12 protein-coding genes are annotated in these 13,891 nt (G+C 68.3%); 1 reads left to right on the top strand and 11 read right to left on the bottom strand.

The features are described 5' to 3' along the window. Positions 1-81: 81 nt before the first annotated feature. The 11 genes from RIF23_RS13810 to RIF23_RS13760 form a co-directional block, all read right to left on the bottom strand. Positions 82-1,194: a sensor histidine kinase gene (locus tag RIF23_RS13810; RefSeq protein WP_310912903.1), complete on the bottom strand. Its 1,113-nt coding sequence runs from the start codon at positions 1,192-1,194 to the stop codon at positions 82-84. Between the two features lie 335 nt (positions 1,195-1,529). Further along, positions 1,530-2,351, bottom strand: coding sequence for a TrmH family RNA methyltransferase (locus RIF23_RS13805; protein ID WP_310912902.1), 822 nt, complete (start codon positions 2,349-2,351; stop codon positions 1,530-1,532). Positions 2,352-2,358: 7 nt separating this feature from the next. Then, a complete protein-coding gene (gene rplT, locus RIF23_RS13800) occupies positions 2,359-2,736 on the bottom strand; it encodes a 50S ribosomal protein L20 (protein ID WP_310912901.1) in 378 nt (125 codons plus the stop codon). 101 nt (positions 2,737-2,837) lie between these two features. Continuing rightward, complete coding sequence (gene rpmI, locus RIF23_RS13795) at positions 2,838-3,032, bottom strand: 50S ribosomal protein L35 (protein WP_310912900.1); 195 nt, start codon at positions 3,030-3,032, stop codon at positions 2,838-2,840. Between the two features lie 179 nt (positions 3,033-3,211). Then, entirely contained in the window at positions 3,212-3,748 is a 537-nt protein-coding gene (gene infC, locus RIF23_RS13790) for a translation initiation factor IF-3 (protein WP_310912960.1), read from the bottom strand. Between the two features lie 386 nt (positions 3,749-4,134). Then, complete coding sequence (locus tag RIF23_RS13785; protein ID WP_310912899.1) at positions 4,135-4,992, bottom strand: shikimate dehydrogenase; 858 nt, start codon at positions 4,990-4,992, stop codon at positions 4,135-4,137. A 12-nt stretch (positions 4,993-5,004) separates the two neighbouring features. Next, the gene (gene mltG / locus RIF23_RS13780) at positions 5,005-6,621 is read right to left on the bottom strand and encodes an endolytic transglycosylase MltG (RefSeq protein ID WP_310912898.1); all 1,617 of its coding nucleotides are present in this window, start codon (positions 6,619-6,621) and stop codon (positions 5,005-5,007) included. Then, complete coding sequence (gene ruvX, locus RIF23_RS13775; RefSeq protein WP_310912897.1) at positions 6,618-7,079, bottom strand: Holliday junction resolvase RuvX; 462 nt, start codon at positions 7,077-7,079, stop codon at positions 6,618-6,620. Before ruvX ends, mltG begins: the two co-directional genes overlap by 4 nt. Positions 7,080-7,179: 100 nt before the next feature. After that, positions 7,180-9,846, bottom strand: coding sequence for an alanine--tRNA ligase (alaS, locus tag RIF23_RS13770; protein ID WP_310912896.1), 2,667 nt, complete (start codon positions 9,844-9,846; stop codon positions 7,180-7,182). A gap of 291 nt (positions 9,847-10,137) precedes the next feature. Continuing rightward, the gene (locus tag RIF23_RS13765; protein WP_310912895.1) at positions 10,138-10,476 is read right to left on the bottom strand and encodes a hypothetical protein; all 339 of its coding nucleotides are present in this window, start codon (positions 10,474-10,476) and stop codon (positions 10,138-10,140) included. Then, on the bottom strand, positions 10,473-10,868 hold the full coding sequence (locus tag RIF23_RS13760) for a DUF948 domain-containing protein (RefSeq protein ID WP_310912894.1): 396 nt from the start codon (positions 10,866-10,868) through the stop codon (positions 10,473-10,475). Before RIF23_RS13760 ends, RIF23_RS13765 begins: the two co-directional genes overlap by 4 nt. Positions 10,869-11,270: 402 nt before the next feature. Here RIF23_RS13760 and RIF23_RS13755 point away from each other — a divergent pair, with 402 nt between their 5' ends. Next, positions 11,271-12,857 (top strand): protein kinase domain-containing protein, encoded by a 1,587-nt coding sequence (locus tag RIF23_RS13755; RefSeq protein ID WP_310912893.1) that lies wholly within the window; start codon positions 11,271-11,273, stop codon positions 12,855-12,857. The last annotated feature ends 1,034 nt before the right edge of the window (positions 12,858-13,891 follow it).

The raw sequence follows: 13,891 nt of genomic DNA, 5'->3' as shown, positions 1-13,891 counted from the left end.
CGAATGTGACAGTGACCGTGGCACCGCGCAAACGGCGGCGCCACCGACCGGATCGCCCGCCGTGTCGCTGGCCGAGACGCCTCAGGCGAGCTCGGGGGACCCGGCGGGCACCGTAAATCGGAACTCGGCTCCGCCACAGGGAGCGCGCCCCACCGTGATGGTTCCGCCGTGCGCCTCGATCAGTCCCTTGCACACGAAGAGCCCCAAGCCAGTACCGCCTCGGCGCTTACCCCGCCAGAACTGCCGGAAGACGCGCGGAATGGCCTCGGGCGCGATGCCCTCACCCTCGTCGCGCACCGACACGGCGGCCCCTCCCTCGTACGGCTCAATCACAATAGTGACAGTACCAGCGCCGTGCCGCACGCCGTTTTCCGTCAGGTTGCCCAGAACCTGGTAAATCTTGTCCGGGTCCAGCCACATCGGCGGAAGGGGTCCGTGGGCCTCGAGCCGGAACCGATCCTCGGTGTCCCCGGCCACGATCCGTCCGGCGATCACCTGCCGGGCTCGCTCCACCAGATCAACCCTACGCCGCCGCAGCTCCAGGCGGCCGGACTCGATCCGGGACACGTCCAGCAGTTCCGCGATCAGTCGGGTCACCCGGTCCGCGTCGGCGTTCACCGTCTGGAGCATGAACATGCGCTGGGTCTCGGTGAGCCGATCCCACTTGGCCAACAGCGTCGCGGTGAACCCTTTCACACTGGTCAACGGGGACCGCAACTCATGGGCGACCGTGGAGACGAGCCCCGCGCGGCTACGCTCGGCTCGAGCCCGGTAACCGGCGTCGCGCAGGGTCAACACCAGCCGTGTGAGTGGTCCACGCGGCTGCGCACGCACGTAGCGCGCGGTGAGCAGAACCTCCCGACCATCCGGGAGCGTCAACGGACGCTCGGGCTGGCGGGTTCGTCCCGCGGGCGCCCGATACGGGTCGTCGCACTTCCACCAGTCCCGACCGTCACTGTCGTGGAGGACCAGCACGTCCCGAAAGTCTCGTCCGCACGCGTCGGCCGCGGATATTCCCACAATGCGGCTCGCCATGGCGTTGAAGGTGACGATCCGCCCCAGGTGATCGGCCACGACCACCCCGTCGGGCAGTTCCTCGGCGTCGAGGCCGGGGCGGAGGCGCGCTGGCTCGGCGTCAGCTTCCGTGTCCCTCCCGTGCGCAGCGAGACCCTCCACCGGTTCGTCACCGTCCACGCTCGTCCTCCCGACGCTCGCTCACTGCATGCTCGCACCCTGGGGCCCGCGCTGCACGGAGGGGGACGACGGGACGTGGCAACGCTGGGATCCGACATCTATTAGACGCATGAGGTGCCGGGCCGTACATCCCTCAACCGCCGGTAATGCATGACGGGCATGATCGGCGGCCAGGCTGTACCATCACACTTGAGCATAGCCCCTACTGAGGGTAGCCAGACGACGCAATCTCCCCGGACATTCGGGAAAGTTCGCACGCGGCCGCCACAAAGAGTAGTTACGGGTCGAAAGGGCCGCGTTTCGGGATCTACCCGGAAACCGTTCGGACGGCGTGCTTACGCACGAGACGCATAAGCACGCTGTTCCCTGGCCGTGGCGTACAGACACACGGCCGCAGCCGTCGCCAGGTTCAGGCTCTCCGCGTGCCCATAGATGGGAACACTGACGGTCGCGTCGCAGGCCGCCCGCAGCTCAGACGGCATCCCCCACGCCTCGTTCCCGAAAACCCACGCGACAGGTTTCCGCAACTCGCCGCCCGCCATCGCCGCGTCCAGACTGCGCTCTCCCGACCCGTCGGCCGCCAGGCGCCGTATGCCACGATCACCCAGTCGACTCAGGGCCTCATCGGCACGCAACCCCACCGCGAGCGGGACGTGAAAGAGACTTCCGGCCGAGGCCCGTACACACTTGCCGTTGTAGGGATCGACCGAAGCGTCGGTGAAGACCACCAGATCGGCGCCGGCCGCATCCGCGGTGCGCAGAACCGTTCCCGCATTCCCGGGGTCGCGAACATGGGACAGGACGACAGCCAGCCGCACCTCGCGGACCTCGGCAATGTCGACATCCACGAACCGGCACACGGCCACGAGCCCTTGAGGTGTGACCGTCTGTGCCAGCTCACCCATCACCTCCAGCGTGACCCGGTGCGTGGCGACGTCCTGGGTGCGAGCGGCCGCAAGAAGTTCGGGATAACGGTGCTCGGCCTCTGAGGTCGTGTACAGCTCCTGGACAACCCCTGCCGTTCCCAACGCCTCCCGGACCGCTTGCGGCCCCTCGGCAAGGAACCGCTGTTCACGCTGGCGGAATGCGCGTTTGGCGAGCCGACGAGCACCCTTGACTCGCGGGGAGCGAATGCTGGTGAACTCGTGACTCGCCATGGTGGTCTCAGGCCGCCTGGGCGTCCTGCTCCGGCAGTGCCGCCCGTGCGGTTTCCACGAGCGAGGCGAACGCCTGCTCGTCGTTGACCGCCAGCTCGGCGAGCATCCGCCGGTCGACGTCGACACCGGCAGCCTTCAGCCCCTGCATGAACCGGTTGTAGGTCAACCCGTTCGCCCGGGCCGCCGCATTGATGCGCTGGATCCACAGGCGGCGGAACTGCCCCTTGCGGTCCTTGCGGTCCCGGTAGGAGTACGTCATCGAATGGAGCATCTGCTCCTTGGCCTTGCGGTACAGCCTGGAGCGCTGCCCGCGATAGCCACTCGCGCGGTCAAGGACGACCCGGCGCTTCTTCTTGGCGTTTAGCGCCCGCTTCACGCGTGCCACAGTGACTCCCTCGCCTCACTTCTTCTCACCGACGCCCCGGGCGTCGGCCTGGCCTGGTGCCGGCTCTTCCCGCCGGCGTGCCGAGTGTCCGGCACCAACCGCTACTCGCCGAGCAGCCGCTTCACCCGCTTGCTGTCGGGGCGCGACGCCACGATCTCGTTCTTGAGTCGACGGGTGCGCTTGGAGGGCTTGTGCTCGTTGTAGTGCGCCCGGTTGGCACGGCGGCGCATGATCTTGCCAGAGCCAGTGGTACGGAAGCGCTTCTTGGCTCCGCTGTGCGGCTTTTGTTTCGGCATACTCGCCGTCGTCTCCTACTCGTAGTTGCGCATGCCATCACGGCAACACGACATGAATTCTGGCGGACCGCGGCGGCACCGGCCCCGGGGGATCGTACACACGCCAACCCCGGCAGCGACCGTGCCGTAGCCCGGTGCGCTCCGGGGCATTCCAGCGGCCCGTTCGGGATCCGGACGGGCTAGTGGCCCTTACCGGCCTTAGCCTCCGCCTTGTGATCGGACCGCCGCTTGTGCGGACCGAGCACCATCACCATATTCCGGCCGTCCTGCTTGGCCTGCGACTCGACCTGGCCCAGCTCCTGGACATCCTCGGCCAGTTGACGCAGCAGCCGGAAGCCCAGCTCTGGCCGAGACTGCTCCCGCCCACGGAACATGATCGTCACTTTGACCTTGTCTCCGGCCTTGAGAAACCGCTCGACGTGCCCCTTTTTCGTGGAGTAGTCGTGCGGATCGATCTTCGGCCGAAGCTTGATCTCCTTGATGATCGTGTTCGCCTGGTTCTTGCGGGACTCACGCGCCTTGACCGCGGACTCGTACTTGTACTTTCCGTAGTCCATCAGCTTGCAGACGGGCGGCTTGGCAGTCGGAGCGACCTCCACAAGGTCGAGATCGGCCTCCTGGGCAAGCCGGAGCGCATCCCCGACCGGGACGATTCCAACCTGCTCCCCATTGGGTCCGACGAGCCGGACCTCGGGAACCCGAATACGATCATTAATACGGGGCTCGGTGATGGGACCCCTCCCTAGCTTGTCGTGTTGCTCTGCCTAGCGAGGGATCAGCCTACCCGGTGGGCCGTGGCCAAAACCCCGCCTCTGCCTGATCGCATGCAGGGGTGACCCACCAGCCACGTCTGTCGCCGCACCTGCACCCGGGGGCGTGTGGACAGCCCCGTGGCCAGCGCGTTGACGCGCCGCTAACCTACGTGGGCGCAGCCCCAGTAGGTGGGAGGGTCATCCTCCGCTTGCGGTATCGGTTCCACTGCCGTCCAGCGGAACCGAATCAGTTCTGGGCACATGGTATCACCAGTCGGCCGCGACCCTGCCACAACGCCACGGCTCGGTCCCACCCCCTGGAGCTGATCCCGGATCGGAGGCTATGTGGCTCAGGCGGCGGCGCGCCGCCGTAGCTCGGCATGCCCCGCAGCACGCATGGCCTCCACCGGGGCCTGCTCGCACCCGGTCATCTGTTCCACCTGAAGTGCCGCCTGGTGCAGCAGCATCGGAAACCCGTCGACCACGCGTCCCCCCGCCGTGGTGACCGCTGCGGCCAGCACACTCGGTCGGGGTGCGTACACCACATCCAGGACCGCAGCGTTGGCCGCAGCGATGGTGGAAGCCAGGGTATCGGCGGCGCCGGCCGGAACCGTGGAGACCACGACGTCCACACCGGCGCCGTCACGGTCCAGGCACGCGGCCAGGTCAGCCATGGGCCGAACATCGATCGTGGCCCCCATCCGCGCCGCCGCCCGCTCCAGTTCCTGGGCACGCCCAGGGTCCCGGACCACGACCCGTACCGCATGATCTCCGGTTGCCCCGAGAGCGCGGAGGGCCGCCAGCGCAGCGGCGCCCGTCGCGCCCGCCCCGACGATCACGGCAGACCGAACACTTCGGACTCCGATCTCTCCCAACGCGGACACGATGCCGCCAACGTCGGTGTTGTCGGCATGCCAGTTCCCCTGTCGATATACCAGGGTGTTGGCGCCACCGACCTGCCGAGACAGTTCACTGGCCCGCTCGGCCTGGTCCAGGGCCACCCGCTTGAGTGGCATGGTCACCGACAGGCCGGCCCAGGGCTCCGGGGAGGCTGCACACGCCGACAGGAAGGCGGGAAGCTCAGTAACCGAGCACTCGACGGCCCGGTAGGTCCATGTGTCGGCAAGCCCCAGCTCCTGGTAGGCCGCGGTGTGCAACACCGGGGACAACGAGTGAGCGATGGGCGAGCCTACAACCGCTGCATGCACCGACGCCGTCACCTACTGCGCTCCCCGGTTCTGATTGAACTCCTCCTTGAGCTCAAGGAACTCCTCTTCGGTTTCGGCGAATTGAGTGTAGCCCTCCTCCGGGTCGGTCGTCACGAAGAACAACCACTCCCCGTCCGCGGGGTCGAGGGCCGCCTCCATCGCGACCTGCCCCGGACTGACAATCGGGCCGGCTGGGATTCCCTCACGCCCGTAGGTGGCGTACTCGCTGTCCGCCTCGTCGCACTCGCGCAGCTGCTCCGCGGTCAGCGCGATGCCGTAGTCGTCAATGACATAGAAACAGGTGCTGTCCATGCCCAGCTCCATTCCGATGTCCAGACGGTTGTACACCACACGCGCCACCTTGCGCATATCCTCGGCACTGCCCGATTCCGCCTGCACAATCGCGGCGATCGCCATAACCTCCTGGGGGTCCAGGTCCCGTTCGGTGGCCCGCTCCTCGAGTCCGATGTCCTCGGCCGTGTCGTCGAACCGGTCGATCATCCGGCCCAGGAGAACGTCGGCGGACACGTCGGGATCCACAGTGTAGGTGTCGGGGAACAGATAACCCTCGATCTCGCCGTCCGCGTAGTCCGGGAGTCCAAGTTCCTCGGGCTCCTGCGCAGCGTCCTCCAACTCCGCGACGGTCAGGTCGGTCTGTTCGGCGACGCGCTCATAGATTTGGCTGGCGCGCAGCCCCTCCGGCAGGGTGACCTGCGTTGCGATCAACGCGTCGGGATCGAACAGGCGCTCTGCCGCCGCCTCCCCGCTCATCTGGGAACGCAGTTCGTACGTTCCTGGACGAATGTCACTGCTGTCCAGTCCACGCAAGGCGTTGGTGAAAGCACGGGCGCTGGCCACGACCCCGGCATCGACCAGCGTGTCGGCAACATCGGCACCCGTGTGCCCGTCCTCGACCACGATTTCGACCTGACCCGTTCCCCGCCCCTCGTAGTCGGGAGGAACGACATAGGTGCGCAGCCACCAGTAGGCGCCACCGCCAGCGGCCCCGACGAAGAGAAGCAGCGCCAGCAGGGCTGCGACCGGCGCAAATCGCCTGCCACGTCGCTTACGTGCACGTTTGGTTCCGCTTCCCCGCCGCGCGCGACGTCCGGAGGGGGCGGAGCGCCCGGACCGGCGGCCGGGGCGTGCGGGGGCGGCCTCCTCGTCCTCCTCGTCGTCCGTACCGGCAAGCCCCAGCTCCTCCAGGGATCCGGTATCCGGCTCCCCCGCTCCAGGGCTGGTGAACTCGCGGGATCCCGGATCCGGCGGCTCCTCGTCTGCTCCACGGCGATGTCGACGGCCGCGGGGAGGTTCCCCCGCATTGGCGGGCTCCGCGGGTTGTTCCGGCCGACTGCTGTCCGGACGATGTCGGCGACCTCGAGGGCGGGGCAGCTCCGTGGAGTCTGCCTGGAACTCCTCGTCCCCACGTGGCTCAGGCTTACGCCGTCGTCCTCGTGGTCGGGGGGACGGCTCGGCCGAGGGGTCCGGAGCGGAACCGGACCAGCCCTCAGCAGTACTGGGATCCACCGCGCCGAACCGGTCCGTACCCCCGCGTGCCGCTTCCGAGGTTGTCCCCGCACCCCAGTCCCGGTTCTCCCGGACGAACTGACTGAAGTCCACATCACTCATGACGCTGGCGCAACAACCTCTCCGGGGGGGGATCCCGTCGTCTTCTCAGTATCCAGGGCACCCTGGAGCAGAACCACAGCAGCAGCCTGGTCAACGACGGCACGGCGAGCTCGACCTCCGCGCGCACCAATCTTGCCAGTGCTGGCACCCGCCCGCAATTGTGCCTCTGCGGTGACTGTGGTCAGGCGTTCGTCGACCAGCCGGACCGGGATCGGAGAGACCACCCCGGCGAGCTCGCGGGCGAAGCGGCGGGTCCGGCGGGCCGCGGGGCCCTCGCCGCCGTGCAACGACGCCGGAAATCCCACAACCACCTCCCGCGCCTCGTGCTCCACAATCAGCTCCGCGATCCGGGTCAGGTCCCCCGCCCCGCGACGCACCGTCGTGACCGGAACGGCCAATGTGGCCGCAGGATCACTCCGGGCAACACCGATCCGTACGGACCCTGGATCCACGGCCAACCGAACGCCACTCCGTGTCACGAAACGACTACCCAACTTGCGGATCGGGTATGCGTATCCCCGCGCGCGGCGGTCCGTCGGACGGGTCGCGGACCGAGGCTCACTGCACCACACCGTCCTCCACGGCACGCAGCGCCGCGGGAATCGCCTCCGGATCGGTGCCCCCACCCTGCGCAATGTCGGGTTTGCCGCCGCCCCCACCGCCGAGGGCACGGGCCGCGGCGGCGACCAGATCTCCGGCCTTGAGCCCCGCACTACGCCCGGCCTCGTTGACGGCAACAACGATGGTCGGCCGCTGCTCGGGAACCGTGGCCACCGCGACGACGGCGGGACGGTCACTGGGCAACCGTCCCCGCACGTCCAGAACGAGCTTCCGCACGTCGTCGGCGGTGGCACCCTCGGGTGCCTGGTGCGTCACGACGAGTGTGCCCCCCCGGTCCCTGGCCCCGGCCACCAGGTCGCCTGCGACGCTGAGGACCTGCTGGGCACGCAGGCGCTGAATTTCCTTCTCTGCGGACCGTAGCCGGGTCACCATGGACTCGATGCGCTCCGGAAGCTCCGCACGTGGGGCTTTCAGCTGTTCCGAAAGCTGACTGACCAGCATCGACTCGGCGGAGACGCGACGCAGCGCATCCACCCCGACGGCAGCTTCGATGCGTCGTACCCCGGAGCCAATGGAGGACTCCCCCAGTACCTTGACCAGGCCGAGCTGCCCGGTCGCGGCGACGTGGGTGCCCCCGCACAGCTCCCGGGAATAGTCGCTCATCTCCACGACCCGAACCCGGTCACCGTACTTCTCGCCGAACATGGCCAGCGCCCCCATGGCCAGCGCCTCGTCGAGAGAGGTCTGGTAGTCACGTACCTCGATGTCGGAGGCCAGCGTGGAGTTGACCTCCTCCTCGACCTCGGCCAGCGCCGCAGTGTCCAGGGAGCGCGGCGCCGTGAAGTCGAATCGGAGCCGGCCGGGCTGGTTCTCCGAGCCCGCCTGGCCCGTATCCGGCCCCAGTGCGTTCCGCAGTGCGGAGTGCAGCAGGTGGGTGGCGGAGTGGGAGCGGGACACCGAGGCCCGCCGTTGCGTATCGATCGCGGACCGCACCCGGTCATCAACCACGATCTCGCCGGTCCGGACCGTACCCCGGTGTGCCGACAGGCCGGGTACCGGCTGCTGGACGTCGGCGATGTCGACGACCCCGCGCCCAGCAGCCTCGATGGTTCCATGGTCGGCGAGCTGTCCGCCGCTCTCCGCGTAGAAGGGGGTACGGTCCAGGATGAGTTCGACCTGCTGGCCGGCCTGCGCGGTGGTGACCGAGGCGCCGTCCACGAGGATGCCCAGAACCCGGGACTCCACCTCCTGCTCGGTGTAGCCGAGAAACTCGGTGGCTCCCGAGGTGTCGACGAACTGCGTGTAGGTGCTCAGGTCGGCGTTGCCGAGCTTCTTGGCCTTGGCGTCGGCCTTGGCGGCTTCGCGCTGACGGGACATCAGATCGGCGAAGGTGTCCTCGTCGACACTCAATCCCTGCTCGGCTGCCATCTCCAGGGTGAGGTCGATGGGGAAGCCGTAGGTGTCGTGGAGCTGGAAGGCGTCACTACCCGAAAGCTGCGTGCCACCGGACTCCCGGGTGCGTTCGGCAGCGCGGTTGAAGAGGGTGGTTCCCGAGCGCAGGGTCTCGGCGAAGTTCTTCTCCTCGACGTCGATGACCCCGTGGATGGCGTCGGCGCCGCTCGACAGCTCCGGGTACATCGGACTCATGGCCGAGATCGTGGTGTCGGTGAGTTCGTGCAGGTACAGCGCGTCATCCCCGGAGAGCAGGCGAAGGTTCCGCACCACCCGGCGAAGGATACGCCGCAGCACGTATCCACGTTTCTCGTTTCCGGGGCGCACACCGTCGGCGACGAGCATCGTCGCCGACCGCATGTGGTCGGCGACCACGCGCAGGGCGACGTCGGAACTCTCCGCCGCTCCGTAGGACACTCCGGTCAGCCGCGCCGCCCGCGTGAGAATCTGGTCCATGACGTCGGTTTCGTAGATGTTGTCGACGCCTTGGAGAACCGAGGCGAGGCGCTCCAACCCCATGCCAGTGTCAATGTTCTTCTCGGGGAGCTCACCGAGGATGGGATAGTCCTTCTTGGTGCCACCGGCCCCCCGCTCGTACTGCATGAACACGAGGTTCCACAGTTCGATGTAGCGGTTCTCGTCGGCCATCGGACCACCGTCGGCTCCGTAGGCGGGCCCCCGGTCGTAGTACAGCTCGGAACAGGGGCCGCACGGCCCCGGAACGCCCATGGACCAGTAGTTCTCCTCAACGCCCATGCGCTGGATCCGGTCCGGGGGAAGCCCCACCTCGTTACGCCAAATGTCGGCGGCCTCGTCATCGTCGAGATAGACGGTGGCCCACAGCCGGTCGGCGGGAATACCGAATCCCCCATCGTCCTGGGATGTGGTCAATAGCTCCCAGGCCAGCGGGATCGCACGTTCCTTGAAGTAGTCACCGAAGGAGAAGTTCCCCAGCATCTGGAGGAAGGAAGCGTGCCGGGCCGTCTTCCCGACCTCGTCGATGTCGTTGGTGCGCACACACTTCTGTGCACTCGCGGCCCGCGGGTAGGGCGGAGTGCGCTGCCCCAGAAAGTACGGTTTGAACGGGACCATTCCCGCGTTCACCAGCAGCAGCGTAGGATCCTCGGCCACCAGGCTTGCCGAGGGCACCACGGTGTGTCCCCGCTCCTCGAAGAACCTGAGGAATCGGCGAGCGATTTCGGCCGTCTCCATGTGCTGAACTCCCGTAGTCAGTAGTGCGCGGGGCCATCAAACGACGATCGACGGACATGCGGGCCCGGGACATCGTAGACGACCCATCGTAGAGGCGATCATCGGCCTGGCGTGCGCGGTTTCCCAACCGGCGCCGGTGTCGCCACGGCAACGCCTGGCGCGCCGGAGCGAGTCCGATAACCTCACCCTACTGCGCACCGCCCACGGCTCGGGCTGCCTGTCGGCGCATGGCGGGACACGGGCCGGGTCCGCCCAGTGCCAGCGTCACGTCAGTGTCGGCGTCAGCCGTTGTCAGCCAGCGGTGATGTGCCGGCGCCGCCGCTGCGTTCCTTCGGGCGTTCCGGGGGCACCACCCTCCCGTCCATCTGCCCATCCACGGCGTGGCACGTCGCCGGGGGTGCTGGTCGGGGCCAGGCCGTGCTGCTCCTGGAGCTCGGCTTCCCGGTGCTCCATCGCACTGTGCACATCAGCCCCGAGCTCGCGCACGGCGCTGCGATATCCGGCCATCCGCCGTTCAATCCGCCCAGCGATCTGCTCGGGGCTCCAGGCTCGGGCGGTGCGGTTGAGCCGGTGCACCGCGTAGGCACCGACGGCGAGTCCGGTGAGGAAGTAGAAGAGTCGGCGGATCACGCTCGTGTTCCTTCCCGTCGGCGGCTGCGGAGGATGGCCAGGGCCCGTCGCTGGCCCAGAACCTTGCGTACTCCGTAGGAGAACGCAGCGATGCGCACCAGTGGCCCCGTGACCACGGACCGGGTCAGTGCGGTCATACTTGCCACGTCCTCGGAGGCGCTGCGTGCGTTGGCGGTGATCTCCGCGGTCTCGGTCAGCTGGGCGTTGGTGGACTCAACTGTGGTCGACACGTCATCGAGCAGGGGGCCGGTACGGTCACCGAGCTCGGAGACGACCTTGGTGGTTTCGTTGATCAGTCGGATCAGCTTGACCAGTGCCACACACAGGAAGGTGACCAGCACGGACCATACGACCGCGGCGATAAGCGCCGCTACTTCGAGTCCGGTCAACATGCGCGACTCCACAACGGATGGTGGGTGGGGACTCGGCCGGCGGAGGGAGATCCGTCGTCCGCGGGCCGTGGCGAGGGTTCGACACCGGTCGTGTCCCCGTCCCCGGACGGGGCGGTGTCACGGTTTCGTCATCGCCACGGGGTGTCGACCCTACCGTCTCCTGTGGGCCGACCCTGCGTCTGGCGGGATCGGGCGCGTTGTGCAGGTCGCCCGTCCCCTGCTGCTCCCCCGCCTCCCCCACGGTCACCGCGACTTGATCGTCTCGATACGCCCGGTGTGGTCGACGTCCGTGGCGGATCGTCCGATAATTACGAGACAGAACATTGGTTACCCTGAGTACCGTTTTCCGTCGACCGGTCCCGGAATTCTGCCGTCCGGGGCACCCCCGCAGACAGGATCAGCATGAGCCGACGTTCCGAACGGAGCATCTCCGTCCAGGTCCCACCGCACCTCGCACCGCTCCAGGAGGGGGATCCGCGCACCGTCGGGCCCTATCTACTGATCGGGCGAGCCGGTTCGGGCCGTCGCGGCCCGGTGTATGCGGGGGTCGACCCGCGCTCCGGGGAGAACTCGGTCGTTGCGATCCGGGTGCTGTCCACGACGGTGGTGGCTACGCCGCAGAGCCGGTCCCTGCTGGCCGAGCGACTACGAGCGATCTCCGACATCGACTCCCGCTGCGATGTCCCGCCCGTGGCCTTCGACGTCGACACGGACCAGCCCTGGGTGGCTACACGGTTTGTTCCGGGAACGCCCCTGGGGCAGTACATCCGTCAGCGTGGCCCCCTACGGGAGGGGATGTTGATCGCCGCGGCGGCGGGACTGGCTGAGGGCCTGTCGATGATGCACCGGGCCAACGTTGCCCACGGTGATCTCACCCCCAACAACATCCTGCTCAGTGAGCAAGGGCCACGAATCCTCGACTGTGCCCTGCCGGGGGATGCGAAGTCCGAGAGCCTGGCCGCGGGCTGGCGGGCCCCCGAACAGCACCGGGGGGAGGCTCCGACTACCGCAGCGGACGTGTTCGCCTGGGGGGCGGTGCTCGCGTTCTCCGCGACGGGACGCCTGCCGTTCGGCGAAGGGGAGCCGCATCAGATCACGGAGCGGGTTCTGTCCGAAGAGCCGGATCTGGAGGGCGTCCCGGATCGCCTCTTCCCGCTGCTGGAACGCGCTCTGGCCAAGGATCCCGCGGACCGGCCCACGGTTCGGGAGCTGATCGGGGCGACGATCGCCGCGTGGGAGGCCAGTTCGAGTGAGCGTTCCACCGAGCCGGGCACGGCCGTCACCAAGATGCTGACGCGTGAATGGAACGGCATCGTCGACCCGGTCTGGCTCCCCCGCATGATTGAGGTGGACCGGGCGTCCGAGCGCAGTCTGGCTCGGGTCCCGATGGTGGTGCTGGGCACCGCGGTCGCGGTGGTCCTGATCGGGGGCGGTTCCTGGGCACTGTCGCTGAACAGCGCCGACGAGGACGACGCCGCGGCCGAGGAGAGCTCCGCAGCGGCTGAACAGGAGCCGGACGAGCCGGAACCGGAGGTACGCACGGTACGGTTCGGGGGTGTTCCCCAGCCCAACCCGGACGAGGGACCGTGGGTGTTTAGCGAGGTGGAACGGGACGAGGACGCGCCCGAGCTGGCGCCGGAGACTCCCGCGGCGAACGAGGCGGAACTGCGTTCCTGGAACGAACAGTGGCGGGATGTCTCGGATCCCGACGACCTCCCGGCGGCCGACATCGCCGACGATGTGGTCGTGAACTGCGCGCAGTACTGCCTGACCCCCGGCCAGGTGCACACCGACGAGGACGGGCGCGGCACATTCACCGGAACCGAGGAGCACGAACTCGGGGCGGCAGATTTCGTGGACTACCTCGGCTGGGGGGCACCCATGGTTGCCGAGATCACCCTGGAGGAACCCTCCGCGGAGGATGAGCCCCCCGTGATTGTTGAGATCACGGAGCTGTACCTGCCAACTCCGGATAGCCCTCAGGAGTAACCCTGGGGCGACTGCCACATCGGGCTGGTCTGGCACCGGTTCGGGCCCTCCCGAAGCACGGACGTGTTCTCGGTGATGCTTGGCCCGGGCCGGTGATACCCGAACCGGCCCCGATGCCTGATCGCCGCCAGCGGTTGCGGCCGCGCACTGACCGCACGAGCCGCACCAGGGTGTGTTTTTGGAAGCTCTGCGCGGGGTGGGGTGTTGGTCGGGCCGGCTCGGTGGGCGTGGTCGCAGGCCGGGAACTCTTCCCCGGATGCGGCATGGGTGCTGCTGGCTGCGCTGATGCGCGCCGATCCGCCTCGGGCGAGGCCCGTGCGGCGCGCCCGCACCCGCCCATGGGCCGGGGTGGCGGGAGGGCACTCCCTCGGTATCGATGCCCCTGAGGCCGCCCCCACGCCCCGTTGGCTCATGACACGGGCACGTGTGTGGCCCAGCCCGGGAGTCTCCCTGGGGGCCACACACGTCCCCTGCCCACCCCGAACACGCACCGGGAGGTATGACGGACACCCCCCACCGCCCCCGGGAGGGGCGGGATTGTGGTTGCGGTCATCACCGGTCCGCGCGCCGTCTCGGCCGCCGGCGGCGTCGCGCCCTGGGGGCGCTCCCCCGCACGACGGCCAACGAGGCGTGGGGGCGGCGGCCGTGGGGGTGCCCCCGTGACGGAGACACCGTGGTCCACTGCACCACGGCCACCAGGGTGTGAGTGCGGCGGCGTGGACACGCCCTGGACATCCCTCCCCCGCATCCCCGCACCCAAAAAGCGATGCCGACGCCCGACTCCGACCTCCCGGTATGCCGAGACCGTCGCAAGTCCCACTCGGACGAGCCCATCCATACACCTCTACAAGCCCCAACCATCCCCGCCACGCTCGAACACCCCCACACGGCCGCCACCACGACGCGTGCGCGGAGCCAACCACCCCCACCACGACATCCGCGAGTGAACCGTCACCCCGCACCCACCCCCCGCTGGCCGTCGTGCGGCGGAGGGAACCCAGCGCCCGACGCCGTCGGCGGCCAGCACGACGCGT

Source organism: Lipingzhangella rawalii, from assembly GCF_031628175.1.
In the GTDB taxonomy this organism is placed as follows: Bacteria; Actinomycetota; Actinomycetes; order Streptosporangiales; family Streptosporangiaceae; genus Lipingzhangella_A; species Lipingzhangella_A rawalii.
The sequence above is the reverse complement of the archived record's forward strand: the minus strand, read 5'-3'. Positions and strand labels throughout refer to the sequence as shown.

Excerpts from the sequence above, each read along its gene's own strand:
- alaS (WP_310912896.1), bottom strand. The coding sequence starts at position 9,846 with ATGGAGACGGCCGAAATCGCTCGCCGATTCCTCAGGTTCTTCGAGGAG.
- mltG (WP_310912898.1), bottom strand. The coding sequence starts at position 6,621 with ATGAGTGATGTGGACTTCAGTCAGTTCGTCCGGGAGAACCGGGACTGG.
- RIF23_RS13760 (WP_310912894.1), bottom strand. The coding sequence starts at position 10,868 with ATGTTGACCGGACTCGAAGTAGCGGCGCTTATCGCCGCGGTCGTATGG.
- rpmI (WP_310912900.1), bottom strand. The coding sequence starts at position 3,032 with ATGCCGAAACAAAAGCCGCACAGCGGAGCCAAGAAGCGCTTCCGTACC.
- RIF23_RS13805 (WP_310912902.1), bottom strand. The coding sequence starts at position 2,351 with ATGGCGAGTCACGAGTTCACCAGCATTCGCTCCCCGCGAGTCAAGGGT.
- RIF23_RS13755 (WP_310912893.1), top strand. The coding sequence starts at position 11,271 with ATGAGCCGACGTTCCGAACGGAGCATCTCCGTCCAGGTCCCACCGCAC.